The organism is Subdoligranulum sp. DSM 23681, from assembly GCF_057005535.1.
Genome location: NZ_CM168050.1, coordinates 1558448 through 1584238 on the forward strand (window position 1 = coordinate 1558448; position 25791 = coordinate 1584238).

A 25791-nucleotide genomic window follows, 5' to 3' on the forward strand; every position below is an offset into this window, starting at 1 on the left:
CGCTTCCTTTTCGGGCACGAAAAGGAAGGAGCATCCGGAAAGATGCCGTCCCTCGGCAAGCAGCCGCCTGCCAATACTACTTTTTCTCCTTCTGTTTATCCCTCGCCTTGGCAGCCCCCAAAGCCCCGGGGCGGGCGGTCTTGTCGTCGGGATGCAGCAGCTTGGCCCGCATCACCGCCCCGTCCCCGAACTTGGCCCGCAGGGCGTCGGCGGTGCGGTCCAGCTTCTCCTTCTTTTCGCTCTTCACCGGGTTGCTGAACATGTCCAGCTGCTCGAATCCCTGGGTGCCGGTGCGCTCCGCCGTCACTCCCACCAGCCGCACGGGGCGGGCGGGCCACATCTGGCGCAGCAGTTCCTTGGCGGTGCGGTAGAGTACATCGGTGGAGTCGGTAGGCCCGTCCAGGGTGACCTGGTGGCTTTTCCGGCGGAAGGCGTTGTCCACCACCTGCACCGTCACCACCCGGGCGCACCGCCCGTCCAGCCGCAGCCGCTGGCCCACCGATTCGCACAAGGCCAGCAGGGTGGTGTCCGCCTCGGCGGGGGAGTGCAGGTCGGCGGGCAGGGTCACGCTGCTGCCGTAGGAGTTGTCCTTGGAATGCTGCTTGGTCACCGGGTCGCTCTCCCGCCCGTTGGCGTAGTTCCAGAAGGTGTCTCCCCGGGCGCCGAACACCCCCACCAGGACCTCCCGGTCGGTGTTGGCCAGCTCCCCGATGGTGGTGATGCCCAGCTCCCCCATCCGCCGCGCGGCGCTGGGCCCCACCCCAAACAGCGCCCCCACCGGCAGAGGCCACAGCTTGCGGGGCACGTCCTCCGGTTCCAGGCGGTGGACCTTGTCCGGCTTCTCAAAGTCGGAGGCCATCTTGGCCAGAAGACGGTTGGGCGCCACCCCGATGTTCACCGTGAACCCCAGCTCCTGCTTGATCCGCCGCCGCAGCTGGTGGGCGGTCTCGATGGGCAGCCCGAAGAGCCGTTCGGTGCCGGTCATCTCCACAAAAGCCTCGTCGATGCTGTACTGTTCCACCACCGGGGAATACTGGTTCAGGATGGCGATGAGGGCCTTGGAGTTCTGCACATAGAAGTCGAAATCCGGCGGCACAACGATGAGTTCCGGGCATTTGCGCCGTGCGGAAAAGAGGGATTCCCCCGTGCGGATGCCGTATTTTTTGGCCGGGGTGCTCTTGGCCAGCACCACCCCGTGGCGCTTTTCCTCGTCCCCGCCCACGGCGGAGGGCACGGTGCGCAGGTCCAGCGTACCCCCTTCCCGCAAAGCCTTCAGGGCCGACCAGGACAAAAATGCCGAATTCACATCCACATGAAACCAGGTTTTTTCCATTCTGCGGCCCTCCTTTTGGCGCATCGCGCGTTTTTTTCAGTATAGCACGGCCAAAAGGGCCTTGCAATCGGGGACAAGGGAGCGTATACTGTGTGTGCGGCAAAGGCCGCAAATATGCGCTGTACCTTGCAGAAAGGACGGCAGCAGGAGGAAAATTGAATATGAAAAATCCCATGAATCGTATGAGTTCCACCACTCGTACCCTGACCCAGCTGGCGCTGCTCACGGCGGTGGTGCTGGTCATGGCCTACACGCCCCTGGGCTACCTGCGGGTGGGCCCCCTGACCATGAGCCTGCTCACGGTGCCGGTGGCCATCGGCGCCATGCTGGTGGGTCCGGCGGGGGGCGCCTGGCTGGGCCTGGTCTTCGGCCTGACCAGCTTCATGAATGCGGTGAACGGCACCGGCGGCCTGACGGCCCTGGCGTTCCAGTACAACCCGGCCCTCTGCTTTGTCACCTGCGTGGGGGCCCGGGTGGCCTGCGGCCTGTGCTGCGGCCTGCTGTACCTGGGGGCCACCAAGCTGTTCAAGACCCACGATAAGGCCGCCTGCGTGGTGGGGGCGCTCAGCGCGCCGCTGCTCAACACCCTGTTTTTCATGAGCTGCCTGTTGGGATTCTTTTACCAGCTGGATACCATCCAGAATATGCTGAACAACCAGAAGGTCCAGGAAATGCTGGCCGCTTCCGGCATTCCCGCCCCGCTGGCCGTGGCGGTGGTCATGGTGGGGGTGCAGGGCCTGATTGAGGCCGTCACCAGCGGTGTGATCTCCACCGCCGTCACGGTGGCGCTGCGCCGGGTGTTCAAATAATTCCATCACAAAAAGATTGCCCCGCTCCCGGGGGTTTTTGAAATGACCCCCAAAAGTTAGACAATATTTTCAAATAAAAACTGTTCAAGCAACCGAAAGGGCTTGTTGTCTGTGAATTGCAGGCGGCAGGCCCTTTAGCTTTGTCTTAATACGTCGGTTATTGTAGTAATCCAGATAGTCAATGAGTTCTTGTTTGAAGTGCCGCATGGACTGGAACTTTTGTAGATAGAGCAATTCGCTCTTGAGCAGACCGAAGAAGTTTTCCGCCACTGCATTGTCCAAACAGTTTCCCTTGCGGCTCATGCTTTGCCGGATGCCCTTTGCTTTAAGCATCCTCCGGTACTGCTTGTGCTGGTATTGCCAGCCCTGGTCGGAGTGAAGAATCAGTCTGGTTCCATCCGGTATGGTTTCAAAGGCTTTGGCAAGCATCTTCGTTACCATGCTTAAAACCGGACGGTCAGAGATAGCGTAGCTTACCAAATACCCATTGTGCAGGTCCAAGATTGGAGAAAGATAGAGCTTCTGGCCGAACAGGCTGAACTCTGTCACGTCAGTAACCCACTTCTGGTTTGGCATTTCCGCATGGAAGTCTCTGTTCAGCAGATTAGGGGCGATCTTGCCCACTTCTCCTTTGTAAGAGCGATACTTCTTGGGTCTGACACGGCAAACCAATCCCAGATCTTTCATGAGTCGCTGCACCGTCTTGTGGTTCAAATGTATACCGTTCTTGTGTAGTGCTGCGGTAATGCGCCGGTATCCATACCGCCCTTTGTTTTCGTGGTAAATGGAGGAAATCTCCGCTTTTGCTTCTTCGTATTTATCTTCCTTTTGCATCCGCTTCAGATGGTAGTAGAAAGTGGCACGAGGCAGTTGAGCGATTTCGAGCAGCTGGGACAAAGGATATTTCGGCCTTAGTGTTTGGACTACCTGCATTTTCTGTGCCGGCGTCGCTCTTCCTCCAAAACCAAGGCTTGCAAATTTTTTAGGTATTCGTTCTCCGCGCGCAGTCGCTGGTTCTCGGCAATAAGGTCTTCTTCAACTGTTTTAGACAGCTTCGCAAGCCGGCTTCTTCTTTTGCGCCCTCGACGTTCTATCGCCAATCCTTCCGGCCCTTCTTCAAGATAGATTCGTTCCCAGCGTTCAATAATGCCATGATCATTGATTTTAAACCTTCGCATTACTTCCCGAACACTTAAATGTTCTTCTCGCATTGTCTCCACTACCAGTTGCTTAAATTCCGGTGTGTAGCGTTTGTTTGGTATTCCTTTCGGCATAATAAAGCACCCCACTTGTTATCCAGTATACCATACTGTCTAACAAATGGGGTGCAGTTCATTTTTCTCCGGGGGCGGGGGTTTTGTTTGCTTCTTGGCAGACGGCAGTCTGCCGGGTGGTTGTTCCTTTTTGGCGTCAAAAAGGAACCGAAAAACCGCCACCGTTTCGATGCGGTGGACGCCGACCAGGGCTGCGGCCCTGGACCCGGGGAATGCGGCCACCTACCGACGGCCTACTCAGGCCCTGGGGGGCCTGAGCAAGGAAAATTTTTTAAAATCCGTACGGGAAAGCCGCGGCCAACCCATAGCCTGCCAATAGCAGCAGCTTGCGGGAAATGGTATTAAATCCATTCCTTGTTCACCGGCCCCCAGGCCGGTGAATAGGCCGTCGTAAGGTGGCCGCATCTTGGGGTCTGGGGCCGCAGCCCCAGCCGGCGGCCGCCGCATCGGAACGGCGGGCCCTTTTCGCTTCCTTTTCGGGCACGAAAAGGAAGGACTATCCCGCAAGCACCCGCTTGCCGGAACCCGGCAGACTCCCGTCCGCCAAAAAGGAACAACCCTCCCGCAAGCACCTGCTTGCCGTCACCCCGCCCACCAGGTACACAAACTCCCCAACCCATGTTACAATCAATATAAAATCCACTCCGGGAGCGATGCTGTATGCCCATCCTGCTTGACCACCAGCTGCGGGAACAAATCCCTCACAAGACCACCGGCTTTCCCATCACCTATTACCACGACGAGCTGGCCGCCCTGCCCCGCAGAGAAGGGCCGTTCCACTGGCACCCGGACTTTGAGATCGCCACGGCGGTGCGGGAAACCCTGGAATACCAGGTGGGGCAGCAGCGCCTGATCCTGGAAGCGGGGGACAGCATCCTGGTCAACGGCAACATGCTCCACCGGGTGCGGCAGCTGTCCGGCGATGCCCCCGACCCGGTGCCCATCCTGGTCTTTTCCGGGACGCTGGTGGCCCCCGAACCCAGTGCCATCTATCAGCGCTACATCCGGCCCATCGCCGGGTGCGACGCCCTGCCCTGCATCGTCTTCCGACAATCGGACCCTGCCCACCGGCAGGTCCTGACACTGCTCCGGGACACATGGCAGCGGATGCAGAACCCGGAACCTTGCTATGAAATGGCGGTACAGCGCAATATCAGCTGCCTGTTTGAGTATCTTTTCCGCCATTTTGAGAGCCTGCCCAAATCCCAGGCCAGCCGCATCCAGCTGAAAAGCCAGGTCCGGCTCCAGAAGATGCTCACCTACATCTATGAGCACTACGACCAGCCCGTCACCCTGGCCCACATTGCCGGGGCGGCCAACGTCAGCCGCAGCGAGGCGGGCCGCTGTTTTCAGGCCTATCTGGGCTGTTCCCCGGTGGAAGCCCTGATCCAGTACCGGCTGCAGGCCGCCCGCCGCCTGCTGGGGGAAAACGCCGGCACCCTCCAGCAGATCAGCGCCGCCTGCGGCTTCCATTCGGTGAACTATTTCAGCCGCAAATTCCGGCAGGCCTACGGCTGCGCCCCCGGCCAGTATGCCGGTTTGGGTAAATAGTGCTTTCTTTTGGGGCGTCTGTGCCTTTTCCCCGGCTTGCTGTGATGATATAATACAGCCCGGACGCATCAAATCACCGGGGAGGAAAAAAGTATGCCCAAACAGAACAACTACCAAAAGACGCTGCTGGCCTGTTATCTCGGGTTTGTCACCCAGGCCATCTCTGCCAATTATGCGCCGCTGCTGTTTCTCACCTTCCGGGGCACCTACGGCATTTCCCTGGAAAAGATCGCCATGATCCCCATGGTGTTTTACCTGGCCCAGCTGTTCGTGGACCTGGCAGCCACCCGGTTCGCGGACAGGATCGGCTACCGCCGGTGCGTGGTGGCCTCCCAGGTACTGTCGGCGGCGGGGCTGGCGGCCCTGGCCTTTTTGCCGGACCTTTTGCCAAATCCCTTTGTGGGCATCCTGCTTTCGGTGGTGCTGTACGCGGTGGGCAGCGGCCTTATCGAGGTGCTGGTCAGCCCCATCGTGGAAGCCTGCCCCTTTGACAACAAGGATGGGGTGATGAGCCTGCTCCATTCCTTCTACTGCTGGGGGGCACTGGGGGTCATTCTGGGTTCCACCCTCTTCTTTGCCCTCTTCGGGGTGGAGAACTGGCGCATCCTCACCGTGCTGTGGGCGCTGGTGCCCCTGTACAACACGGTGAACTTTGTCAGCTGCCCCATCGAGCGGCTGGTGGAGGAGGGCCGCAGCATGGCGCCGGCCCAGCTGTTCCGGATGCCCCTGTTCTGGCTCATCATCCTGCTCATGGTGTGTTCCGGCGCCTCCGAAGCCGCCATGGCCCAGTGGGCCTCCGCTTTTACCGAGTCCGCCCTGGGCGTCTCCAAGACGGTGGGCGACCTGGCGGGCCCGGGCCTGTTTGCCCTGTTCATGGGCATCTCCCGGGTCTTGTACGGCAGATTCAGCGAAAGGCTGGACCTGACCCGGACCATGCTGTTCTGCGGGGTGCTGTGCGCCGGGTGCTACCTGGTGGCCGCCCTGGCGGCTTCCCCGGTGCTGGGGCTGGCGGGCTGTGCCCTGTGCGGTCTGGCGGTGGGCATCATGTGGCCGGGGTCCATCAGCATCTCCGCCCAGAAATGCCCCCGGGGCGGCACGGCCATGTTTGCCTTCCTGGCACTGGCCGGGGACCTGGGCGCCACCATCAGCCCCACAATGACAGGCAGCTTTGCGGAACTGGCGGGAGGTGACCTGAAAGCGGGCCTGCTGGCAGCCGCCGTCTTCCCCATGGTCATGGGCCTGGGCCTGCTGGTCCTGAAACGGACGGTCCGCCGCCGTCCGGCAGAACGGTGAAAAGGGCATCCCTGCCGGGACCGCTGCGATGACATAAAAAAATGGCCTCCCCATGAGGGAGGCCATTTTTTCTTGCTGGCATCAGCCGAACCAGAACCCGGTCATGTCATACTTGAAGGTCCGGTAGTTCTGCATGGTGCAGTCGTATTTGTATTCCCGGATGAGCACGCCTTCGGGGTCGTACTCCCCGAAGACCATGGACACCCCGCTGTTCACCACCCAGTTGTCCGAGTTGTCGCAATGTACCCCGTCGGACACGATGCTGGAATAGGGCACGTCGAAGCTGTCGGCCAGCTCGAAGGTGCGGGCGTTCTCGTCGATGCGGTAGATGTACACCTGGCTGGTCTCGCTGCCGTCGCCGTACAGGTCGGTGCCCACGGTGTCGGCCACCTCCATCTCAAAGTCGTCCCGGGTGTTCAGCGACCAGTAGTTGTTGTTGTAGATCACCAGGGTGTACACCCCGTCCCCCTCCTGGGCCAGCAGTTCCACGCAGTGCTGGCCGTACTGGGGCACAAAGTCGCCCACCTGGGTCAGGCAGAGGTCGGCGTAGGGGGTGTCCGCCCAGAACCGGCTGTCCCCGGCCAGCCAGTCCACGGCGGGCTGGCTGTGGATGCCGGTCACCTTGATGATGGTGGAGGTCTCCCGGGAGGAGACGATGAGGCTGTCATCCTCCGGCATGTACTGCAGGCTGTTCAGGTGGATCCAGTCCCATTCCCCGGCCTGCCAGAAGAAGTCATCGGTGGGGGTGACGGGGCGGGTCATGTCAAAATAGCCCTGCATCACCTGGGTGAAGTCCAGGATCTCAGAGACAGCCCCGCTTTCCAGGTCGATGGACAGCACCCGGTCCTCCACCGTCTCGCCGTCCACCTCTTCCGCCAGGGCCAGCACCTCCCCGTCGGCGCCGAAGCCGATGTCATGGTGCAGCTCGTAGCCCTCCAGGTCGTACACCTGGGTCACCTGGCCCAGCCCGTTGATGCGGGCCAGCTTGGAGGAGGACACGCAGGTGATGATCTCGTCCCCGTCAAAGAGCATCCGGTCCAGGCCGTAGCCTTCCAGCACCATCTCATAGCGCAGGATGCCGTCGTTGTCGTAGAAGAAGCCGTAGCCCAGATACCCGTTCACCCGCATCATGGCAAAGAGCCCGCCGGCCTGGGCCGCGTCGGAGCTGCCGTCGGTCACTTCCAGTTTGGTGGCGTAGCCGGAGCGGGTCTCGGGCATCTCCACCGTGAAGCGCACGATCTGGCGGGCGTTGCCCCAGCTGCCCGAGATGGTCATGGTGACCTGGTTGGTTTCCCCGGGCACCAGACCGATGATCTGGAACTCGTGGATGCGGCTGTATTCCTGCCCCGAAGCGTCCGCCGCGTAAGCGGTGTAGTCGGGGATGTCCTCGTCCTCCACATGGATGGTGTAGCTCACCTTGGTGGCCACATCCGTCTGGAAGTAGAGATACAGCTCGTTGCTGGCGGTGCCGAAGGGGTTCAGCACGGCCAGGGGGGTGGTGGCGGTCCAGGTCATGCTGGCCTTCAGGCTGTCCAGCGCCCCGGCCAGCCGCTCCTGCACGCCTGTGTCATAGTAGGTGAAGCCGTCCTCGTCGATGCCGTCGGGGATCAGCTGCACCGCACGCAGCCCGTCCCCCAGTTCCGCCTCGGCGTAGGTCACCCCCTCCTGGGCGTTCTCCCCGATGGTGTCCCCGGTCTCGAACTCCCAGTCGGTGCAGACCACGCTCTCCTGGGCGGTGAATGCCTTGGACACCCCCAGGACGATGAGGGGCACTGCCACGATCAGCACCACCACCGCAATCAGGATACCGATGATCAGTTTCTTCCGCTTTTTCAGTTCCATGATTTCTTCTTCACTCCCGTTACAAACCTTCCAAAAGCTCGCTTATAAGTAGGTGATACACACCAGCACAACGCCCAGCACGGTCAGGATCATGCCGGTCAGGCGATTGAGCGTCAGGGTAGAGGCCCGGGTGGCGATGCGCGCTGCGATCTGTGCCCAGATCAGGGTAAAGACCACACACAGGATCAGCAGGTCCGGCCGGGGCGGCGCCCCCAGGGTGAAGTGGCTCACCGCCCCGGTCAGGGCGGAAAAGGTCATGATGAAGACGCTGGTCCCCACGGCGGTCTTGAGCTCGTAGCCCAGCACCACCGTCAGCACCAGCAGCATCATCATGCCGCCCCCGGCGCCGAAGAACCCGCAGATCAGCCCGATGATGGAACCGCCCACCGCCCCTTTCAGGATACAGATGGCCCGGCTGCCCCCCCGCATGGTGCGGTTGGTGGAGGTCACCGGCAAAAACAGGAACTTGAGCCCCAGCAGCAGGGTCATCACCACCGAGAAGTTGCCCAGGGTTCCGTCCGGCACAAAGGTGGACAGCCAGCTGCCCACCAGGGTCATGCACAGCACCCCGCACATCATCACAAAGCCGTTTTTCAGGTCGATGGCCCCGGTCTTGGCGTAGGTCCGGGCGCTCACCGCGCTGGCCAGCACGTCGCTGGCCAAAGCGATGCCGATGGCATCGTAGGCCGGAATGTCCAGAAAGGTGATGAGCATGGGACTGATGACGGTGGCGGCGCTCATGCCCGCAAACCCGGTGCCGATGCCCGCCCCGGCTCCCGCCAGAAAACAGATCCAGATCTCAAACAACAGTGTGCTCAACTTCCCAAAACTCCTTTGCTCGGGGCCGCAGCCCCGGGTAAGGCGGCCGGAACGCGCCCCGCGCCCGCCGCCTTCGCCCTTCCATATTACCATACCTATGGGGGAAATCCTAGGCCCTTATCTGCGAAAAATGCCTGAATATTTTATGAAAACGCCCAGAAATCCCCGGGCGGCGGACCGTTTTTTGGAAATACCTCAAAAAATTAAGGTAAAATTCTTGACAAATCCCCCGGGAGGTGTATAATGGCATCGTTCGATTTAGCTAAATAAATTTAGGTAAAAATCGGGCAGACGACCGGCCCGGAACCCCGGCCGGACACCATGTATACAGAGATAAGGAGAGAATCCCCATGACTTTTGACGAACTGAAGAACGTGATCGTGGACACCCTGAACGCCGACGAAGAGAAGGTCACCATGGAAGCCAGCCTGGCCGACGACCTGCAGGCCGACAGCCTGGACGCCGTGGAGCTGAACATGGCCATTGAGGAAGCCTTCGGCGTTTCCATCCCCGACGAGGAGCTGCCCAACATGAAGACGGTGGGCGACATCTTCAACTACCTGACCCAGAACGCCTGAGCGTAAGGCGCCCCACATCATCCCAAGAATCAACAGGAGGAACATCCATGGACGTTGGCAAGATCTTTGCCGTCGGCAGCCGGGAGCGCATGTTCCAGCTCAAGGCACGGCGTGATGCCGGGCTGGACAGCCCCCGCTGGCAGCCGCCTCATTACTTCACCTGCAAAAAGTGCGAGCGACGCGCCACCCGCCAGACCTGGGCCAGCACCCTGTATGTCTGCCCCAACTGCGGCCACCACCAGCCCATCGGCGGGTATTACCGCCTGAGCATGGTGCTGGACCACGGCTCCTTCCGGGAGCTGGACGGGGAACTGCAGAGCAAGAACGTCCTGGATTTCCCCGGTTATGACGAAAAGCTGGAAGCCCAGCGGGCCAAGACCGGCCTGGCCGACGCGGCCGTCACCGCTACCGGCAAGATCGGCGGCGTGCCCGTTGTGGCCGCCGTGCTGGACAGCCGCTTCTTCATGGGCAGCATGGGCACCGCCGTGGGCGAAAAGATCACCCGCGCGGTGGAATTTGCCGCCAGGAAGGACCTGCCCCTGATCATCTTTTCCGCCAGCGGCGGCGCCCGCATGCAGGAGGGCATCTTCAGCCTGATGCAGATGGCCAAGACCAGCGCCGCCATCCAGCGGTTCCAGGCCAAGGGCGGGCTGTACATCAGCTACCTGACCCACCCCACCACCGGCGGCGTCACCGCCAGCTTTGCCAGCCTGGGGGACATCACCCTGGCCGAGCCCGGTGCCCTCATCGGCTTTGCGGGCCCCCGTGTCATTGAACAGACCATCGGCCAGAAGCTGCCCCAGGGCTTCCAGCGGGCGGAATACCTGCTGGACCACGGCTTTGTGGACCAGGTGGTGCCCCGCAGCGAGATGAAAGCCACCCTGACCCGCATCCTCAAACTTCACACCCAAGGAAGGAAGCACGGCGCATGATCAAGGATATTCTGAAAGAGGTCGAGGACCTGGACGCGGCCATCACCGCCGCCCGGGAGGCAGGCGCCTCCCAGGACCCCGCCGACGAACTGCTGGGCAACGACGGCGCCGACACCCCCGACCTGGAAGCCATGGAAGCCCGCCGCACCGAGCTGTTGAACCAGTGCACCGACCTGACCGCCGCCGACCGGGTGTTCCTGGCGCGGCATCAGGGCCGCCCCCGCATCGACGAGTACATCGACGTGCTCTTCACCGATTTCTTTGAGCAGCGGGGCGACCGCCAGTGCCGGGAAGACCCCAGCATCCTGGGGGGCATCGCCCGGTACAAGGGCCTGCCGGTCACCGTCATCGGCCACCGCAAAGGCTCCAACACCGAGGAGAACCTCCGGTTCAACTTCGGCATGCCCGGACCGGAAGGCTACCGCAAGGCCCTGCGCCTGATGAAGCAGGCGGAAAAGTTCGGCCGTCCCATCATCACCTTCATCGACACCCCGGGCGCCTACCCGGGCAAGGAGGCGGAGGAGCGGGGCCAGGGCGAGGCCATCGCCCGCAACCTGGCCGAGATGAGCGGCCTGACCGTGCCGGTGATCTCGGTTGTCACCGGCGAGGGCAGCAGCGGCGGCGCCCTGGGCCTGGGTGTGGCCAACCACATCCTCATGCTGGAAAACGCCGTCTACTCGGTGCTCAGCCCCGAAGGCTTTGCCAGCATTTTGTGGAAGGATTCCTCCCGCAGCGGGGAAGCCTGCGACATCATGAAGCTCACCGCCCATGACCTGCAGCAGGACGGCATTGTGGAGGAGGTCATCCCCGAACCCCTGGGCGGCGCCCAGCGGGACCACAAGGCCCTGTTCACCGCCTTGGACGCGGCGCTGGAACGCCACCTGACCCAGCTGTGCAAGCTGAATGGCAAGGCCCTGGCCGAACAGCGTTACAAAAAGTACCGTCAGATCGGTTTGTGACATAGATACGAGGGAAAGTATGAAAGGTTTGCAGCTGATCGCCACCGGCGGGGCCCTGCCCGGCCGCCTGGTGACCAACGAGGATTTGAGCCAGCTGGTGGATACCAGCGATGAATGGATCACCACCCGCACCGGCATCCGCCAGCGGCATTTCTGCGCCGAAGGCGAAACCGCCACCACCCTGGCGGTGGCGGCGGCACGGCAGGCGCTGGCGCGCAGCGGTCTTGCCCCGGAGCAGATCGGCTGCTGTGTCTGCGGTACTTTGTCGGCCCAATACGCCACCCCCAGCACCGCCTGCCTGGTCCAGAAGGAACTGGGCCTGCCCCAGGATATCCCGGTGCTGGACGTGAACGCCGCCTGCTCCGGCTTCATCTACGGGGCCGGGGTGGCCCGGGGCCTGCTGGCCATGCGGGAGAACGACCCCCGCCGGTACGCCCTGGTCATCGGGTGCGAACAGCTGTCCCGCCTGATGGATATGACCGACCGCAGCACCTGCGTCCTCTTCGGGGACGGGGCCGGGGCGGCGGTCTTTGAACTGGCCGAGGACGACGGCTTTGCCATCGACCTGGGCGCCCGGGGGGATATGGCCATCACCACCCCCGCCGGCGGGCCCATCGGCATGGACGGCAGGGCGGTCTTCCGGTTCGCGGTGGACGCTTTGCCCCGCACCCTGCACGCGGTGCTGGAAGCTTCCGGCAAGACGCTGGAGGACCTGGACTGGGTGGTCTGCCACCAGGCCAACAGCCGCATCATCGACCACTGCGTCAAGAAACTGGGGGCCGACCCCGCCAAATTCTACAAAAACATGGACCGCCACGGCAACACCAGCGCCGCCAGCATTCCGGTGGCGCTGAACGAACTGGCCGAACAAGGCCGCCTGACCCCGGGCATGCGCATCGCCTGCATCGGCTTCGGCGGCGGGCTGACCTGGGGCGGTATGCTCATCACGGTGAAAGGAAGGGCTGTATGAAACTGCTGAACGAGATTCTGGGCACCAAATACCCCCTGATCCAGGGCGGCATGGCCAACATTGCCACCGGCGAATTTGCCGCCGCCTGCTCCAACGCGGGCGCCCTGGGGCTCATCGGCTCCGGCGGCATGAACGCCGACAGCCTGCGGGAGAACATCCGCAAGGCCAAGCAGCTCACCGACAAGCCCTTCGGCGTGAACATCATGCTCATGCACCCCCAGGCGGACGAGTTCGCCTGGATCGTGGTGGAGGAAGGGGTCCGCTTTGTCACCACCGGCGCGGGCAACCCGGGCAAGTACATGGAAAGCTGGAAGACCGCCGGCATCACCGTCATGCCGGTGGTGGCCGCCGCCGTGCTGGCCAAGCACCTGGTCAAGTGCGGCGCCGACGCCCTCATCGCCGAAGGCACCGAGAGCGGCGGCCATGTGGGCGAGATGGCCACCATGGCCCTGGTCCCCCAGGTGGTGGACGCGGTGGACGTGCCGGTGATCGCCGCCGGCGGCATTGCGGACGGCCGCCAGCTGGCCGCCGCCTTTGCCCTGGGTGCCTGCGGCGCCCAGATCGGCACCTGCCTGCTGGTCAGTGAGGAATGCCCCATCCATCCCAACTACAAGGCCGCCCTGCTCAAGGCCAAGGACAGCGATACCATCGTCACCGGCCGCATCGGCGGCACCCCCGTCCGGGTGCTGAAGAACCGGATGAGCCGGGAGTATGTCCGCCAGGAAAAAGCGGGCGCCGACAAGATGGAGCTGGAAAAGTACACCCTGGGCAGCCTGCGCCGTGCCGTCTTTGAGGGCGACACCGACACCGGCAGCCTGATGGCCGGTCAGGTGGCGGGCATGCTCAAGGAAGTGCGCCCGGTGGCCGCCATTCTGGATGATCTGATGGCCGACTGCCGCACCCGTCTGGGGGAAGTGGCCGCCATCCAGCTGTGATAAAAGGAGATTGCATCATGAAACTTGCGTTCCTGTATGCCGGTCAGGGCAGCCAGCACGCCGGGATGGGCGCCGATCTGTACGAAGCCTCCCCGGTGTTCCAGCAGGTCTTTGATGAGGCCGCCCAGGGCCTGGACTTTGACCTGAAGACCACCTGCTTCACCGACCCGGAAGGGGTCATCAACCAGACCCAATACACCCAGCCCTGCATGGTGGCCTTCGCCGTGGGCGTCACCGCCATGCTGGCTGCCGAGGGCATCCGCCCCGAATACGCCGCGGGCCTGTCCCTGGGCGAATACTCCGCCCTGGAATGTGCGGGCGTCTTTGACGCCAAAACCGCGGTGGAGCTGGTGGCCTTCCGCGGCAAGGCCATGGCCAAGGCCTCCGAGGGGCTGGAATGCGGCATGACCGCCGTGCTCAAGCTGGACCGGGAAGCCCTCCAGCGCTGCTGCGACGAGGCCGCGTCTCTGGGCGTGGTGCAGATCTGCAACTACAACTGCCCCGGCCAGCTGGTCATCAGCGGCGAGAAGGCCGCCGTGGACAAGGCCGCCGAGCTGGCCCTGGCGGCGGGCGCCAAGCGCTGCCTGCCCCTGAAGGTCAGCGGCCCCTTCCACACCAGCCTGATGCACCCGGCGGGGGATGCTCTGGCCGAAAAGTTCCGGACCATCGACTTCCAGCCTATGGAACTGCCGGTGCTCTTCAACTGCCTGGGCCATGAGATGAATGCGGGAGATTCCATCCCCGCCCTGCTGGAAAAGCAGGTGCAGAGCAGCGTCTACCTGGAGGACACCATCCGCCGTCTGGCCGAGCTGGGCGTGGATACCGTCGTCGAGGTAGGCCCGGGCAAGACCATCTCCGGCTTTGTGAAAAAGACCGTGGGCAGCGCCATCACCTGCCTGAACATCGAGACGATGGCCGACTTCACCGCCGCCGTCGCCGCCCTCAAGGAGGCCCGGGCATGAGCGAAGCTGAGAACATCCGCCGCGCCGCCCTGGTCACCGGGGGCGGGCGGGGCATCGGTCGGGCCATCTGTCTGGCCCTGGCCGCCCAGGGCTACAACGTGGCGGTGAACTACGCCGCCAGCTCCGCCGCCGCGGAGCAGACCGCCGCCGACTGCCGCGCTTACGGCGTGGAGGCCGTGGCCCTGCAGGGGGACGTCACCGACCCCGCCGCCTGCCAGACCCTGGTGGATACGGCGGCCAAGACCTTCGGCCGTCTGGACGTGCTGGTGAACAACGCCGGCGTCACCGCCGACAAGCTGATCCTGCGCATGCAGCCGGAGGATTTCGACAAGGTCATCAACGCCAACCTGAAGGGCGCCTTCTTCTGCTGCAAGGCCGCCTGCAAGCTGATGATGCGCCAGCGGTACGGCCGCATCGTCAACATCAGCAGCGTGGTGGGCCTGCACGGCAACGCGGGTCAGGCCAACTACGCCGCCAGCAAGGCGGGGCTCATCGGCCTGACCAAGAGTCTGGCCAAGGAGTTCGCCGCCCGGAATGTCACCGTCAACGCGGTGGCCCCCGGTTTCATCGCCACCGACATGACCAACGCCATGACCGACGCCGCCAAGCAGGCGGCCATGGCCGGCATCCCGGCGGGGCGCATCGGCGCGGCGGAGGATGTGGCCAATGCGGTGGCCTTTCTGGCCGGCGAGAACGCCGCCTACATCACCGGACAGGTGCTGTGCGTGGACGGCGGGATGGGCATGTAACTCCCCTGGCGGGGCAAAAGGGGGAACAGCCCCGCACGGCAATTGCCTAACGGGTCTATTCCCCCTCTTGGACACCCCTTCGACAAAATTTCGCACCGAACCGCGCACTCGCCGCACAGCGGCTCGCACACAATTCGGCGCAAAATTTCCCTGGCGGTGTTCCCGTCGTCGGCGCATGTCCGCCGACGGGAACGGATTTGAAAATTCGGGGAACAGCCCCGCACGTTGCGGTAGCCGGGTCCTGTTCCCCAAAATATACGCGGGCATTGCGGGCCCGCGGAACCCATCGTTTTGGCACTGAGGTAATTTGTATATAAAGGATAGCGAGGTTTCCCATGGAAAAACGCAGAGTCGTCATCACCGGCCTGGGCACGGTCAACCCCACCGGCAACACGGTGGCCGAAAGCTGGGCCGCCATCAAGCAGGGGGTGTGCGGCGTGGGGCCCATCACCCACTACGACACCACCAACAGCAAGGTCAAGGTAGCCGCCGAAGTCAAGGACTTCGACCCCGCCGTGCGCGTGGACAAGCGGGAAGCGCGCAAGATGGCCCGATTCACCCAGTTTGCGGTGGCCGCTGCCGCCGAAGCCATGGCCGATTCCGGCATTGATATGGAAACCACCGACGCCAGCCGGTTCGCCACCATCATCTCCAGCGGCATCGGCGGCCTGCCCACCATCGAGGAGGAGCACGCCAAGGGCGAAGCCAAGGGTTTTGACAAGGTCAGCCCCTTCTTTGTGCCCATGTCCATCGCCAACATGGCGGCGGGCCAGGTGGCCATCCGCTTCGGCCTCAAGGGCATGTGCACCAGCCCGGTCACTGCCTGCGCCGGCGGCACCAACGCCATCGGCGACGCCTTCCACCGCATCCGGGACGGGTACGAGGACCTGGCCATCTGCGGCGGCGCCGAAAGCTGCATCAGCCCTCTGGGCGTGGGCGGCTTCACCAGCATGAAGGCCCTGAACACCACCGAGGACCCCACCCGCGCCTCCATCCCTTTTGACGCAGAGCGGGGCGGCTTTGTCATCGGCGAGGGCGCCGGTATGCTGATCCTGGAAGAACTGGAACACGCCAAAGCCCGGGGCGCCAAGATCTACGCCGAGGTGGTGGGCTACGGCGCCAACTGCGACGCCTACCACTTCACCGCTCCCGCCCCCGGCGGGGTGGGCGGTGCGGACTGCATGCGTCTGGCCCTGAAGGACGCCGACCTGGCCCCCGAGGTCATCGGCTACATCAACGCCCACGGCACCAGCACCCACCTGAACGATTCCTGCGAGACCGCCGCCATCAAGGCGGTGTTCGGGGAGCACGCCTACAAGCTCCATGTGTCCAGCACCAAGTCCATGACCGGCCACCTGCTGGGGGCCGCCGGCGGGGTGGAGGGCGTCTTTACCGCCCTGGCCCTGCACGAAGGCTACCTGCCCGCCACCATCGGCCTGCAGGTCCCCGACCCGGAATGTGACCTGGACTACCTGCCGGGCCACGGTCTGGAAGAACAGGTGGACTACGCCCTGAGCGACAGCCTGGGCTTCGGCGGACACAACGCCGCCGTCATCTTCAAGCGCTGGGAGGGCTGAAACCATGGCCATTGTTGCAAATGATCCGCCGCGGGTGCTTTCGGCCTCCCAGATCGCGGAAATCCTGCCCCATCGGTATCCCTTCGCCCTGGTGGACCGCATCACCGACTACCAGCCCGGCCAGTGGGCCCGGGGCATCAAGTGCGTGAGCATGAACGAACCCTTTTTCCAGGGGCATTTTCCCGGTCAGCCGGTGATGCCCGGGGTGCTCATTCTGGAAGCCCTGGCCCAGTGCGGCGCCGTGGCCGCCCTCAGTGAGGAGGGCGCCAAAGGCAAGCTGGCGCTGTTCGGCGGGGTGAAGAACGCCCGGTTCCGCCGTCAGGTGGTGCCCGGGGACGTGCTGACCCTGGAATGTGAACTGGTGGAACGCCACGGGCCTGTGGGCGTTGGCAAGGCGACGGCCTGGGTGGACGGTGTGCGCGCCGTCAACGCCGAGCTGACCTTTGCCATCGTCGACCGGGAGAACGCCCAGTGACCACACAGGGCTGTTCAATCGCGCCGAAACATGGTATACTGACCTGTAAGGATACAAAACAGATCCGGGCGGCCATACGTCTGCGCCGCGCCCGCGGCACGGCGTCCCGCGCCCCCGATCCCCAGGAGGTTTTTGCCATGCTGGACCAGGCCTTTGAACAGGTGTATACCAAGTTCAAGCTGCATTTTTACAAACAGGTTTTCAACAAGTTTGCCACCCGCGAAGCCACCTTGACCACCGTGGAATCCTTCTGCATGGAGGTCATCATGGCGCTGGGCAGCCCGACCATCGCGGAGTTTTCCAACATGATGAACCTGTCCACCCCCAACGCCGCCTACAAGATCAACAATCTGGTGAAGAAGGGGTATGTGAAGAAGGTGCAGTCGGAGACCGACAAGCGCGAATACCACCTGTACCCCACCCGCAAGTACATTGATTATTACAGCATCAGCTATGCCTATCTGCAGAAGGTGGTGGACCGGGCCAAGCAGCGGTTCACCATGGAGGAACTGCAGAGCCTGGAGCGGATGCTGCGCATCGTCTCGGACGAACTCATGCCCGAGATTCCGCTGCCTGCCCGTTCCACCGAGGCAAAGCCGGAATAAATTCTTTCTTTTGACATTCTCATCTCTATTCTCTCTTCAAATAAGGCAAAGGCTCCCCGTCAAGGGGAGCCTTTCGTAGTTGTATGGCAGTCTGCCGGGGGAACGGCATCTAGCCGTTGGGTTGTTCCTTTTTGGCGGTGTAAATTTAGGTAGCAACCTCTAGATTGCCGCTGAACGCGGCCGCCAATTTCGGAAACAACGCTGCGCGTTGCTTGCCCCTGTGGGGCAAACCGCCACCGTTTCGATGCGGTGGACGCCGACCAGGGCTGCGGCCCTGGACCCGGGGAGTGCGGCCACCTACCGACGGCCTACTCAGGCCCTGGGGGGCCTGAGCAAGGAATTGATTTTTAATGGCGTGACCAGCAGGTTGGTTATAAAGTGGGAGAGCGTGGCTGGGCTGGGTACAACCTGACCGGAAGGTTTCCTGCCAGCATCCGTAACCGGGCAATGGTATTAAATCCATTCCTTGTTCACCGGCCCCCAGGCCGGTGAATAGGCCGTCGTCAGGTGGCCGCATCTCGGGGTCTGGGGCCGCAGCCCCAGCCGGCGGCCGCCGCATCGGAACGGCGGGCCCTTTTCGCTTCCTTTTCGGGCACGAAAAGGAAGGACTATCCCGCCAGCAGCCGCTCGCGGATACACATAGGACCTTTCCCCTCCATAAGATCAACCAAAAAAGGAGAGAACCTTCCGGTCCTCTCCTTTTTGTATAACTGGCAGATAAATATTACAGATTGAAATACCGCTTGGCGTTGTAGTAGCTGATGCCTTCCACGATCTTCTTCAGGGACTTTTCGTCGTTGGGATACTGGCCGTTCTCCACCCAGTTGCCGATGAGGTTGCACATCAGGCGGCGGAACAGCTCGTGGCGGGTGTAGCTCAGGAAGCTGCGGCTGTCGGTGAGCATGCCAATGAAGTTGCCCAGCAGGCCCAGGCGGGCCAGGGTCTTCATCTGCTGGTACATGCCGTCGTCGGTATCGCAGAACCACCAGGCGCTGCCCAGCTGGATCTTGCCCGGGACCTCGTCATCCTGGAAGGCGCCCAGAATGGTGCCCAGCATGTCGAAGTCGGCGGGGTTCAGGCTGTACAGGATGACCTTGGGGCATTCGCCTGTCTCGGTCAGGGCGGACAGCAGGCTGCTGATGGAAGCGCTGCCGTCGGTCACGGCGATCATGTCAAAGCCGGTGTCGGGGCCCAGCTTCTTGTACATGCGCTGGTTCACGTTGCGCAGGCAGCTGTAATGGATCTGCATGACCACGTTGTACTTCTTGTACAGGCGGCCCATCTTGATGAGCAGGTAGGTGATGTACTCGTCGCACTCCTGCTTGGTCAGGGTCTCACCGGCCATGGCCTTCTTGAAGGCGGCGGTGGCCTTGTCCACGTCGGTCTCCACAAACGGCACATAGTCCAGGCCGTGGTCGGCGGCGCGGCAGCCCATCTTCACAAAGAACTGCAGCCGCTCATCCAGGGCGGACACCACGCAGTCGGCGCAGGCGAACTTGCGGCCCACCACGTTTTCCAGCTGGTGGATGTACTCCGCAAAACCGGCCTTGTGGATGTTCACGGCCTTGTCCGGGCGGAAGGAAGGCGCCACCACCACCTTGATGGAAGGATCGTTCTTGATCTTCTCATGCCATTCCAGGCTGTCGATGGGATCGTCGGTGGTGCCCACCATGGCCACGTTGCTCTGGGCGATCAGGCCGCGCACGGTCATGTTGGGGTCGTGCTGCAGCTTGTCGTTGCACAGGTTCCACACCTCTTCGGCGGTGTCGCCGTTGAGCACGCCCTCATACCCGAAATACTTCTTCAGTTCCAGGTGGCACCAGGTATACATGGGGTTGCCGATGGCCATTTCCAGGGCTTCGGCAAACTTCTGGAAGCGTTCACGGTCGGGCTTGTCGCCGGTGATGTACTCTTCCGGCACGCCGTTGGAACGCATGACGCGCCACTTGTAGTGGTCGCCGAAATAGTAGTCCGACCCGTCGGCCAGGACCTGATGGCCGCCCAGCCACACCTGGGCGATGTTCTCAAAGCGGCGGTCCTCGTAGATCTCCTGCGGGGGAATGTGGCAGTGGTAGTCCACGATGGGCAGCGATTCGGCGTAGTCGTGGTACAGGTGCTGCGCGGTCTTGGTTTCCAGCAGGAAATCCTTGTCCATAAATGCTTTCATAAACCGGTACTCCTTTGTTGACCTTGGCATTCTGCCGCCCGAAAAGGAACGGATCATGCACCGTTCGGGCAGCATAATATAACATAACCTGCTACCATTATACAAAGGATTGACCGGCGGAACAAGTTGCAAAAATTGCCCAGAACCCGAAATATCTGCCAAAAATTCAAGGTACTGCTTGTGCAAAACGCAGAAACACCGAAATGCCCTGGCAGATGCGCAAAATATGTTCGTTCCTGCCGGAATGAATCTTGACGGGCCTGCCCAAAAAACATAGAATAGGGGTGATATTGAGCGTCTATTGGTCACGGCGCATCCGGTGCCGCGGCATGGGCAGGGCGCGAATTTTGCGAACGTAAGGAGAGCAATTCACATGGAAACCTTGAACTACCAAGTCCTGGAAAAATCCGGCTACAAGGGCTACGTCCTCAAGGACGCCCCGGAAAAGGTCCTGCAGTTTGGCGAGGGCAATTTCCTGCGTGCATTCGTTGATTACTGGTTCGATGTCTCCAACGAGAAGGTGGGCTGGAACGGCAAATGCTGCCTGGTGCAGCCCATCGCCCCCGGTCTGGCCAAGCTCATCAACGACCAGCAGGGTCTTTACACCCTGTACCTGCGCGGCCGCCAGAACGGCGAAAAGGTGGACGCCAAACGGGTGATCTCCAGCGTGTCCCGCTGCCTGAACCCCTATGAAAAGGAAGACTATGATGCCATGATGCAGGTGGCGGTCTCGGACGAGCTGGAGTACATCGTCTCCAACACCACCGAAGCCGGCATTGTCTATGACCCGGCCTGCCAGCAGACGGACTGCCCGCCGGCCTCCTTCCCGGCCAAGCTGACCCAGGTGCTGTATGCGCGCTACAACGCCAAAAAGCCCGGTGTGGTGGTGCTTTCCTGCGAGCTGATCGACAACAACGGCAAGGAACTGCTCAAGTGCGTGAACCAGTACATCGACCAGTGGGGCCTGGACGACGGCTTCCGGAAATGGGTCAATGAGGACTGCACCTTCTGCTCCACCCTGGTGGACCGCATCGTGCCCGGGCGCATCCGGGACGCTGCCGAGGTGGCCCGTCTGGAAGAGGAGAACGGCTACCACGACGAGCTCATCGACGTGGGCGAGATCTTTGGCGTCTGGAACATCGAAGGTCCGGCCTGGCTGGAGGACAAGCTCCCCTTCAAGGCCGCGGGGCTCAACTGCCCGGTGGTGCCGGACGTCACCCCCTACAAGAAACGCAAGGTCCGCATCCTCAACGGTGCCCACACCGGTTTTGTGCTGGGCGCCTATCTGGCGGGCTTTGACATCGTGCGGGACTGCATGCACGACGACGTCATCCGCGGCTTCATGAACAAGATGCTGCTGGAAGAGGTGGTGCCCATCCTGCCTCTGGACCAGGAGGACTGCAAGCAGTTCGCCGCTGCGGTGGAGGACCGCTTCAACAACCCCTTCGTGAACCATGAGCTCATGAGCATCAGCCTGAACTCCACCTCCAAGTGGCGGGCCCGGAACATGCCCTCCCTGCTGGAATATGTGGAGAAAAACGGCACCCTGCCCACCTGCCTGAGCATGGGTCTGGCCGCCTACATCGCCTTCTATTCCAACGACATCCAGGGCCTGACCGACAAGGGCCTGGTGTGCAAGCGGGCCAAGGGCAACGAGTACACCGTCAGTGACGACCGCTGGGTGCTGGAATTCTACAACGCCCACAAGGACGACGACATCCCCACCCTGGTGCACGCCGTCATGACCAACGAGCAGATGTGGGGCCAGGACCTGACCGCCGTGCCCGGTTTTGAGCAGCGCACCGTGGAAAACCTGACCAAGATCCGCACCGAAGGCGCCAAGGCGGCTTATGCGGCCTGCCTGTAAGCAGGAAATCTGAGGGAACCTTCCCAAAACCTCCCCTGTGCAAGGGGAGGTGCCGCGCAGCGGCGGAGGGGTCGTGAACTTTCTCTTGCTTCTTGTTTCCTGGCAAGCGGGTGCTTGCAGGAGTGTCCTTCCTTTTTGTCACCAAAAAGGAAGCGAAAAAGTGCCACCGTTTCGATGCGGTGGACGCCGACCAGGGCTGCGGCCCTGGACCCGGGGATGCGGCCACCTGACGACGGCCTACTCAGGTCCTGGGGGACCTGAGCAAGGAATGGATTAAAATGGCGTGGCCAAAAGGCCCCAGGTAAAACGAAAGAGCGCAACCGGGCTGGGTGTGACATTGCCGTGGACTTCTTGTTGGCATCCGTTACCGGGAAATGGTTTTAAATCATTTTCCTTGTTCACCGGCCCCCAGGCCGGTGAATAGGCCGTCGTAAGGTGGCCGCATCCTGGGGTCTGGGGCCGCAGCCCCAGCCGGCGGCCGCCGCATCGGAACGGCGGGCCCTTTTCGTTTCCTTTTCGGGCACGAAAAGGAAAGACTTCCCGGCAGACTACCGTCTGCCCGCAAACCAAAACCAGGCGGCCCGTCCCGGGCCGCCTTTCTCAAAACAACAGAAATAAGGAGGATCAACCATGCCGCTGACCATCCATATCAACCCCCTGGACAACGTGGTGGTGGCCCTGCATCCCATCCCCGCAGGCACCCCGGTGCCGGTGGAGGGCGTGGGCACCGTCACCGCTGCCGAAGACATCCCCCAGGGCCACAAAATGGCCATCCGCCCCATCAAGGCGGGGGAGAACGTCATCAAGTACGGCTTTGCCATCGGCCATGCCACCGCCGACGTCCAGCCCGGGACCTGGATGCACACCCACAACGTCAAAACCAACCTGTCCGGGGAACTGGAATACACCTATAACCCCAAACTGAACTACCCCGCCCCCGTGGCGCCCGAAACCTTCATGGGCTTCCGCCGCAGGGACGGCCGTGCGGCCATCCGCAACGAGATCTGGATTATCCCCACCGTGGGCTGCGTCAATGACTGCGCCAAGACCCTGGTGCGGGAGAACCAGGACCTGGTCACCGGCACCATCGACGGGCTGTATACCTTCACCCATCCCTTCGGCTGCTCCCAGACCGGCCACGACCACGCCCAGACCCGCAAACTGCTGGCTGCCCTGGTACGCCATCCCAACGCGGCGGCGGTGCTGGTGCTCAGCCTGGGGTGCGAGAACCTGACCCACGACCAGTTCGTGGCCGAGATCGGGGACTATGACCCCGAACGGGTCAAGTTCCTCACCTGCCAGGATGTGGAGGACGAGCTGGCCGCCGGCCGGCAGATCCTGCAGGAGCTGGCCGCCTACGCCGGACAGTTCCACCGGGAACCCATCCCCGCCAGCGAGCTGGTGGTGGGCATGAAGTGCGGCGGTTCGGACGGGCTTTCGGGCATCACCGCCAACCCCACCATCGGCCGGTTCAGCGATATGCTGGTGGCCCGGGGCGGTTCCACCGTCCTCACCGAAGTGCCCGAGATGTTCGGCGCCGAGGGCTTCCTCATGGACCGCTGCCGCAACGAGGAAGTTTTCCACAAGGCTGTGGAAATGATCAACGGCTTCAAGGAATACTTCATCGCCCACAATGAGGTGGTGTATGAAAATCCCAGCCCGGGCAACAAGCAGGGGGGCATCACCACCCTGGAGGACAAGTCCTGCGGTTGTGTCCAGAAAGGCGGCACCGCCCCCATCATGGACGTCATCGGCTACGGTGACGCCGTCACCACCAAGGGGCTGAACATGCTCTACGGCCCGGGCAACGACCTGGTCTCCGCCACCGCCCTCACCGCCGCCGGCGCCCACCTGATCCTGTTCAGCACCGGCCGGGGCACCCCCTTCGGCGCTCCCGCCCCCACCCTGAAGGTGTCCACCAACAGCCAGCTGGCCGCCAAAAAGAAGAACTGGATCGACTACAACACCGGCGTCATCGCCGATGGGGAAAAGACCATCGATGAGACCGCCCAGGGCCTGTATGACCTGGTGCTGGAAGTGGCCAGCGGCAAAAAGACCAAAGCCGAGGAGAAAGGTTTCCGGGAAATTTCTATTTTCAAAGACGGCGTGGTGCTGTAAAATAGAGGCAGGAAATCAAAAAGGAGGCTTTCTGCCATGTCCACTCTCACCAGCGGCACCTACGAAAAATACGGCGTACAGTACGCCACCCTCACCCTCACCGACGGCGACTACGCCCTGACCGTCACCCCCGAAAAGGGAGGTATGGCCACCAGCTTCACCAAGGCGGGGGAGGAATACCTCTGGCTGCGGGACAAGAACTTCGAGTCCACCGACCGTCCCCGCTGTGGCATTCCCATCCTCTTCCCCAGCTGCAGCAAGCCGGATGGCGGCGTGCACATCTTTGACGGCGCCGCCTATCCCATGGAAGTCCACGGCTTCGCCGACCTGCTGCCCTGGCAGGTGAAGAAGGCGGACGATGCCGCCATCGAGCTGACCCTGGCCCCCAACGGCCTGACCAAGTTCGTCTATCCCTTCGACTTCCTGCTCACCATGCGCTACACCCTGGAAGGCGCCACCGCCACCCTGGCCCTGACCGTTGAGAACACCGGCGCCAAGGTGCTGCCCTTCAGCGTGGGCTTCCACCCCTATTTCAGCGTGAGCAAGCTGGAAAACGTGGCCTTCCACATCGACGCCGCCACCTGCTCCGAGGATGCCAAGGGCGAACAGCCCGCCGCCGTGCAGCCCATCACCCTGACCCGCAAGGAGGGCTCCGCCGATTCCATCCGTCTGCTCACCGGCGTCAAGACCCCCATGGTCCTCACCGATTCCGGCAACGGCCACAAGGTCACCGTGGCCTTTGACCAGGATACCTTCGGCAAGGGCGTGCTCTGGCAGCAGGATGCCGAGAGCTTCGTCTGCATGGAGCCCTGGAACGGCTGGGCCAACAGCGTCAACGAGGCCGGCAAGCACGAGGAACTGGACCCCGGGCAGAGCAAGACCTTCACCTGGAGCGTCACCATCGAGTGATTCCTCTTATACCGTAAAAAAGCAGGCTTCCCAGGGCGGGAAGCCTGCTTTTGCTTTATCGCTTTCCCCGCCAGGCGCGGCGGTAGTCGGTGGCGGTCTGGCCCTCCGCGGCCCGGAAACGCCGGGTGAAGTAGGCCTGTTCCCGGAACCCGCACCCCGCGGCGATCTGCCCCAGGGTCAGGTCGGTGTAGCGCAGCATCTGCTTGGCCATGTCGATGCGGGCGGATAGCCGGCAGTCCAGGATGGTCTCCCCGTATCGCTGCTTGAAACTGCGGGCAAGATAATACTTGCTCAGGTAAAACCGGGCGGCCAGCTCGTCCAGGGAGAAGTTTTCGGTGCAGTGGGCAATGACGTAGGCCCGCACCTCCTCCAGGCGGGCGGCTGCCGGGGCGGTGTCGCTGCCGCCCCGGGCCCGGTCTGCCAGAATGCCCGCCAGCAGCGCCGCCACCTCGGCGGAAGCTTCCAGCTCGGCGGTGGCGTCCCACCGTCGGGCCAGGTCCAGCACCGCGTCCAGGCGGCGGGCCGGGGCGCCGGTGTCGGCGGGGGTGAACACCGGACTGCCCCCGGCGGCAAACAGCTTGTAAAAGGCCGGGGCGCTGCGGCCGTTGAAATGCACCCACCGCAGTTCCCAGGGGTCGTCGTCGGCGCTGCGGTAGCCGTGGGGGCGGCGGCAGTCCACCCAGAAACACTGCCCCGCGTGCAGCGGCCACACCCGGCCGTCGTACTGCAATTGTCCGCTGCCCGCCGCCACCTGCACGATGAGGAAACTGTCCAGGCTGCTGCGCTGGGTGCCCCCGTGGCTCTGCACCAGCCGGATGTGTCCGGCCTCCTGCAGGAAGAAGAGGTTCTGGCGGGCAAAGGCGGAGGGGGTCAGGATGACCCGCAGGCTGGACGGGTCATAAAAAGGGGGAAAGGAACTGTACTCGGGCAAACCAACACCTCCCATAAGGGCAGAGCAATATCGTGCAAAAACAACGGCAAGATATTCCCTTGCCAAGGCCTGTTAAAACCATTATACTGGATGGCAAGCGAAAAGCAAGGGCAAAGTGCGCCGTTTTGACGCCCCG

23 protein-coding genes are annotated in these 25791 nt (G+C 62.5%); 16 read left to right on the plus strand and 7 right to left on the minus strand.

Annotated elements, in window-relative coordinates; genetic code table 11:
* Positions 1 to 76: 76 nt before the first annotated feature.
* Positions 77 to 1333 (minus strand): DNA polymerase Y family protein, encoded by a 1257-nt coding sequence (locus AC127K_RS07220; RefSeq protein ID WP_483722143.1) that lies wholly within the window; start codon positions 1331 to 1333, stop codon positions 77 to 79.
* A 161-nt stretch (positions 1334 to 1494) separates the two neighbouring features.
* Here AC127K_RS07220 and AC127K_RS07225 point away from each other — a divergent pair, with 161 nt between their 5' ends.
* Entirely contained in the window at positions 1495 to 2142 is a 648-nt protein-coding gene (locus tag AC127K_RS07225) for an ECF transporter S component (protein ID WP_483722144.1), read from the plus strand.
* Between the two features lie 84 nt (positions 2143 to 2226).
* On the opposite strand, the gene AC127K_RS07230 is transcribed toward AC127K_RS07225, so the two are convergent.
* Positions 2227 to 3075: an IS3 family transposase gene (locus AC127K_RS07230; RefSeq protein WP_483720451.1), complete on the minus strand. Its 849-nt coding sequence runs from the start codon at positions 3073 to 3075 to the stop codon at positions 2227 to 2229.
* Positions 3066 to 3416 carry a transposase gene (locus tag AC127K_RS07235; protein WP_483720450.1) on the minus strand — a complete coding sequence of 117 codons (351 nt, stop codon included), beginning with the start codon at positions 3414 to 3416 and terminating at the stop codon, positions 3066 to 3068. The genes AC127K_RS07230 and AC127K_RS07235 overlap by 10 nt, the downstream gene beginning before the upstream one ends.
* 660 nt (positions 3417 to 4076) lie before the next feature.
* Here AC127K_RS07235 and AC127K_RS07240 point away from each other — a divergent pair.
* A complete protein-coding gene (locus AC127K_RS07240; RefSeq protein ID WP_483722146.1) occupies positions 4077 to 4967 on the plus strand; it encodes a helix-turn-helix domain-containing protein in 891 nt (296 codons plus the stop codon).
* Positions 4968 to 5060: 93 nt separating this feature from the next.
* Positions 5061 to 6260, plus strand: coding sequence for an MFS transporter (locus AC127K_RS07245; RefSeq protein WP_483722147.1), 1200 nt, complete (start codon positions 5061 to 5063; stop codon positions 6258 to 6260).
* Between the two features lie 81 nt (positions 6261 to 6341).
* Here AC127K_RS07245 and AC127K_RS07250 read toward each other — a convergent pair whose 3' ends face one another.
* Both AC127K_RS07250 and AC127K_RS07255 read right to left on the minus strand, forming a co-directional pair.
* Positions 6342 to 8102 (minus strand): aryl-sulfate sulfotransferase, encoded by a 1761-nt coding sequence (locus tag AC127K_RS07250; protein ID WP_483722148.1) that lies wholly within the window; start codon positions 8100 to 8102, stop codon positions 6342 to 6344.
* A gap of 42 nt (positions 8103 to 8144) precedes the next feature.
* Positions 8145 to 8912: a sulfite exporter TauE/SafE family protein gene (locus tag AC127K_RS07255; RefSeq protein ID WP_483722179.1), complete on the minus strand. Its 768-nt coding sequence runs from the start codon at positions 8910 to 8912 to the stop codon at positions 8145 to 8147.
* 359 nt (positions 8913 to 9271) lie between these two features.
* Here AC127K_RS07255 and acpP point away from each other — a divergent pair, with 359 nt between their 5' ends.
* The 10 genes from acpP (at position 9272) to AC127K_RS07305 (ending at position 17663) form a co-directional block, all read left to right on the plus strand.
* Positions 9272 to 9499, plus strand: a complete 228-nt coding sequence (acpP, locus tag AC127K_RS07260; RefSeq protein ID WP_294542056.1) for an acyl carrier protein — start codon at positions 9272 to 9274, stop codon at positions 9497 to 9499.
* Positions 9500 to 9546: 47 nt separating this feature from the next.
* Positions 9547 to 10431: an acetyl-CoA carboxylase, carboxyltransferase subunit beta gene (accD, locus tag AC127K_RS07265; protein WP_483722149.1), complete on the plus strand. Its 885-nt coding sequence runs from the start codon at positions 9547 to 9549 to the stop codon at positions 10429 to 10431.
* Entirely contained in the window at positions 10428 to 11390 is a 963-nt protein-coding gene (locus AC127K_RS07270) for an acetyl-CoA carboxylase carboxyltransferase subunit alpha (protein ID WP_294542052.1), read from the plus strand. The genes accD and AC127K_RS07270 overlap by 4 nt, the downstream gene beginning before the upstream one ends.
* Positions 11391 to 11409: 19 nt before the next feature.
* Positions 11410 to 12360, plus strand: a complete 951-nt coding sequence (locus AC127K_RS07275) for a beta-ketoacyl-ACP synthase 3 (protein ID WP_483722151.1) — start codon at positions 11410 to 11412, stop codon at positions 12358 to 12360.
* Positions 12357 to 13295: a nitronate monooxygenase gene (locus AC127K_RS07280; RefSeq protein WP_483722153.1), complete on the plus strand. Its 939-nt coding sequence runs from the start codon at positions 12357 to 12359 to the stop codon at positions 13293 to 13295. The genes AC127K_RS07275 and AC127K_RS07280 overlap by 4 nt, the downstream gene beginning before the upstream one ends.
* Positions 13296 to 13312: 17 nt before the next feature.
* Complete coding sequence (gene fabD / locus AC127K_RS07285) at positions 13313 to 14257, plus strand: ACP S-malonyltransferase (RefSeq protein WP_483722154.1); 945 nt, start codon at positions 13313 to 13315, stop codon at positions 14255 to 14257.
* Positions 14254 to 15006 (plus strand): 3-oxoacyl-[acyl-carrier-protein] reductase, encoded by a 753-nt coding sequence (fabG, locus tag AC127K_RS07290; protein ID WP_483720041.1) that lies wholly within the window; start codon positions 14254 to 14256, stop codon positions 15004 to 15006. The genes fabD and fabG overlap by 4 nt, the downstream gene beginning before the upstream one ends.
* Before the next feature lie 335 nt (positions 15007 to 15341).
* Positions 15342 to 16583 (plus strand): beta-ketoacyl-ACP synthase II, encoded by a 1242-nt coding sequence (gene fabF, locus AC127K_RS07295; protein ID WP_483720042.1) that lies wholly within the window; start codon positions 15342 to 15344, stop codon positions 16581 to 16583.
* Positions 16584 to 16587: 4 nt separating this feature from the next.
* Positions 16588 to 17058, plus strand: coding sequence for a 3-hydroxyacyl-ACP dehydratase FabZ (gene fabZ, locus AC127K_RS07300; protein ID WP_294542039.1), 471 nt, complete (start codon positions 16588 to 16590; stop codon positions 17056 to 17058).
* A 137-nt stretch (positions 17059 to 17195) separates the two neighbouring features.
* The gene (locus AC127K_RS07305; protein WP_294542037.1) at positions 17196 to 17663 is read left to right on the plus strand and encodes a MarR family winged helix-turn-helix transcriptional regulator; all 468 of its coding nucleotides are present in this window, start codon (positions 17196 to 17198) and stop codon (positions 17661 to 17663) included.
* A gap of 724 nt (positions 17664 to 18387) precedes the next feature.
* Here AC127K_RS07305 and uxaC read toward each other — a convergent pair.
* Positions 18388 to 19830 carry a glucuronate isomerase gene (gene uxaC, locus AC127K_RS07310; RefSeq protein ID WP_483720043.1) on the minus strand — a complete coding sequence of 481 codons (1443 nt, stop codon included), beginning with the start codon at positions 19828 to 19830 and terminating at the stop codon, positions 18388 to 18390.
* Positions 19831 to 20203: 373 nt separating this feature from the next.
* Between uxaC and AC127K_RS07315 the strand changes: the two genes are divergently transcribed.
* From AC127K_RS07315 to AC127K_RS07325, 3 genes are all read left to right on the plus strand, one after another.
* Complete coding sequence (locus AC127K_RS07315) at positions 20204 to 21697, plus strand: tagaturonate reductase (protein WP_483720044.1); 1494 nt, start codon at positions 20204 to 20206, stop codon at positions 21695 to 21697.
* A 630-nt stretch (positions 21698 to 22327) separates the two neighbouring features.
* Positions 22328 to 23815, plus strand: coding sequence for a UxaA family hydrolase (locus tag AC127K_RS07320; RefSeq protein WP_483720045.1), 1488 nt, complete (start codon positions 22328 to 22330; stop codon positions 23813 to 23815).
* 36 nt (positions 23816 to 23851) lie between these two features.
* Complete coding sequence (locus AC127K_RS07325; RefSeq protein WP_483720046.1) at positions 23852 to 24724, plus strand: aldose epimerase family protein; 873 nt, start codon at positions 23852 to 23854, stop codon at positions 24722 to 24724.
* A 55-nt stretch (positions 24725 to 24779) separates the two neighbouring features.
* On the opposite strand, the gene AC127K_RS07330 is transcribed toward AC127K_RS07325, so the two are convergent.
* Positions 24780 to 25655: a helix-turn-helix domain-containing protein gene (locus AC127K_RS07330; protein WP_483720047.1), complete on the minus strand. Its 876-nt coding sequence runs from the start codon at positions 25653 to 25655 to the stop codon at positions 24780 to 24782.
* Between the last annotated feature and the right edge of the window lie 136 nt (positions 25656 to 25791).

Excerpts from the sequence above, each read along its gene's own strand:
- AC127K_RS07225 (WP_483722144.1), top strand. The coding sequence starts at position 1,495 with ATGAAAAATCCCATGAATCGTATGAGTTCCACCACTCGTACCCTGACC.
- fabG (WP_483720041.1), top strand. The coding sequence starts at position 14,254 with ATGAGCGAAGCTGAGAACATCCGCCGCGCCGCCCTGGTCACCGGGGGC.
- fabZ (WP_294542039.1), top strand. The coding sequence starts at position 16,588 with ATGGCCATTGTTGCAAATGATCCGCCGCGGGTGCTTTCGGCCTCCCAG.
- uxaC (WP_483720043.1), bottom strand. The coding sequence starts at position 19,830 with ATGAAAGCATTTATGGACAAGGATTTCCTGCTGGAAACCAAGACCGCG.
- AC127K_RS07315 (WP_483720044.1), top strand. The coding sequence starts at position 20,204 with ATGGAAACCTTGAACTACCAAGTCCTGGAAAAATCCGGCTACAAGGGC.
- AC127K_RS07245 (WP_483722147.1), top strand. The coding sequence starts at position 5,061 with ATGCCCAAACAGAACAACTACCAAAAGACGCTGCTGGCCTGTTATCTC.
- acpP (WP_294542056.1), top strand. The coding sequence starts at position 9,272 with ATGACTTTTGACGAACTGAAGAACGTGATCGTGGACACCCTGAACGCC.
- AC127K_RS07320 (WP_483720045.1), top strand. The coding sequence starts at position 22,328 with ATGCCGCTGACCATCCATATCAACCCCCTGGACAACGTGGTGGTGGCC.
- AC127K_RS07240 (WP_483722146.1), top strand. The coding sequence starts at position 4,077 with ATGCCCATCCTGCTTGACCACCAGCTGCGGGAACAAATCCCTCACAAG.
- AC127K_RS07235 (WP_483720450.1), bottom strand. The coding sequence starts at position 3,416 with ATGCCGAAAGGAATACCAAACAAACGCTACACACCGGAATTTAAGCAA.
- AC127K_RS07325 (WP_483720046.1), top strand. The coding sequence starts at position 23,852 with ATGTCCACTCTCACCAGCGGCACCTACGAAAAATACGGCGTACAGTAC.
- AC127K_RS07280 (WP_483722153.1), top strand. The coding sequence starts at position 12,357 with ATGAAACTGCTGAACGAGATTCTGGGCACCAAATACCCCCTGATCCAG.
- AC127K_RS07270 (WP_294542052.1), top strand. The coding sequence starts at position 10,428 with ATGATCAAGGATATTCTGAAAGAGGTCGAGGACCTGGACGCGGCCATC.
- accD (WP_483722149.1), top strand. The coding sequence starts at position 9,547 with ATGGACGTTGGCAAGATCTTTGCCGTCGGCAGCCGGGAGCGCATGTTC.
- AC127K_RS07220 (WP_483722143.1), bottom strand. The coding sequence starts at position 1,333 with ATGGAAAAAACCTGGTTTCATGTGGATGTGAATTCGGCATTTTTGTCC.
- fabF (WP_483720042.1), top strand. The coding sequence starts at position 15,342 with ATGGAAAAACGCAGAGTCGTCATCACCGGCCTGGGCACGGTCAACCCC.
- AC127K_RS07305 (WP_294542037.1), top strand. The coding sequence starts at position 17,196 with ATGCTGGACCAGGCCTTTGAACAGGTGTATACCAAGTTCAAGCTGCAT.
- AC127K_RS07250 (WP_483722148.1), bottom strand. The coding sequence starts at position 8,102 with ATGGAACTGAAAAAGCGGAAGAAACTGATCATCGGTATCCTGATTGCG.
- fabD (WP_483722154.1), top strand. The coding sequence starts at position 13,313 with ATGAAACTTGCGTTCCTGTATGCCGGTCAGGGCAGCCAGCACGCCGGG.
- AC127K_RS07275 (WP_483722151.1), top strand. The coding sequence starts at position 11,410 with ATGAAAGGTTTGCAGCTGATCGCCACCGGCGGGGCCCTGCCCGGCCGC.
- AC127K_RS07230 (WP_483720451.1), bottom strand. The coding sequence starts at position 3,075 with ATGCAGGTAGTCCAAACACTAAGGCCGAAATATCCTTTGTCCCAGCTG.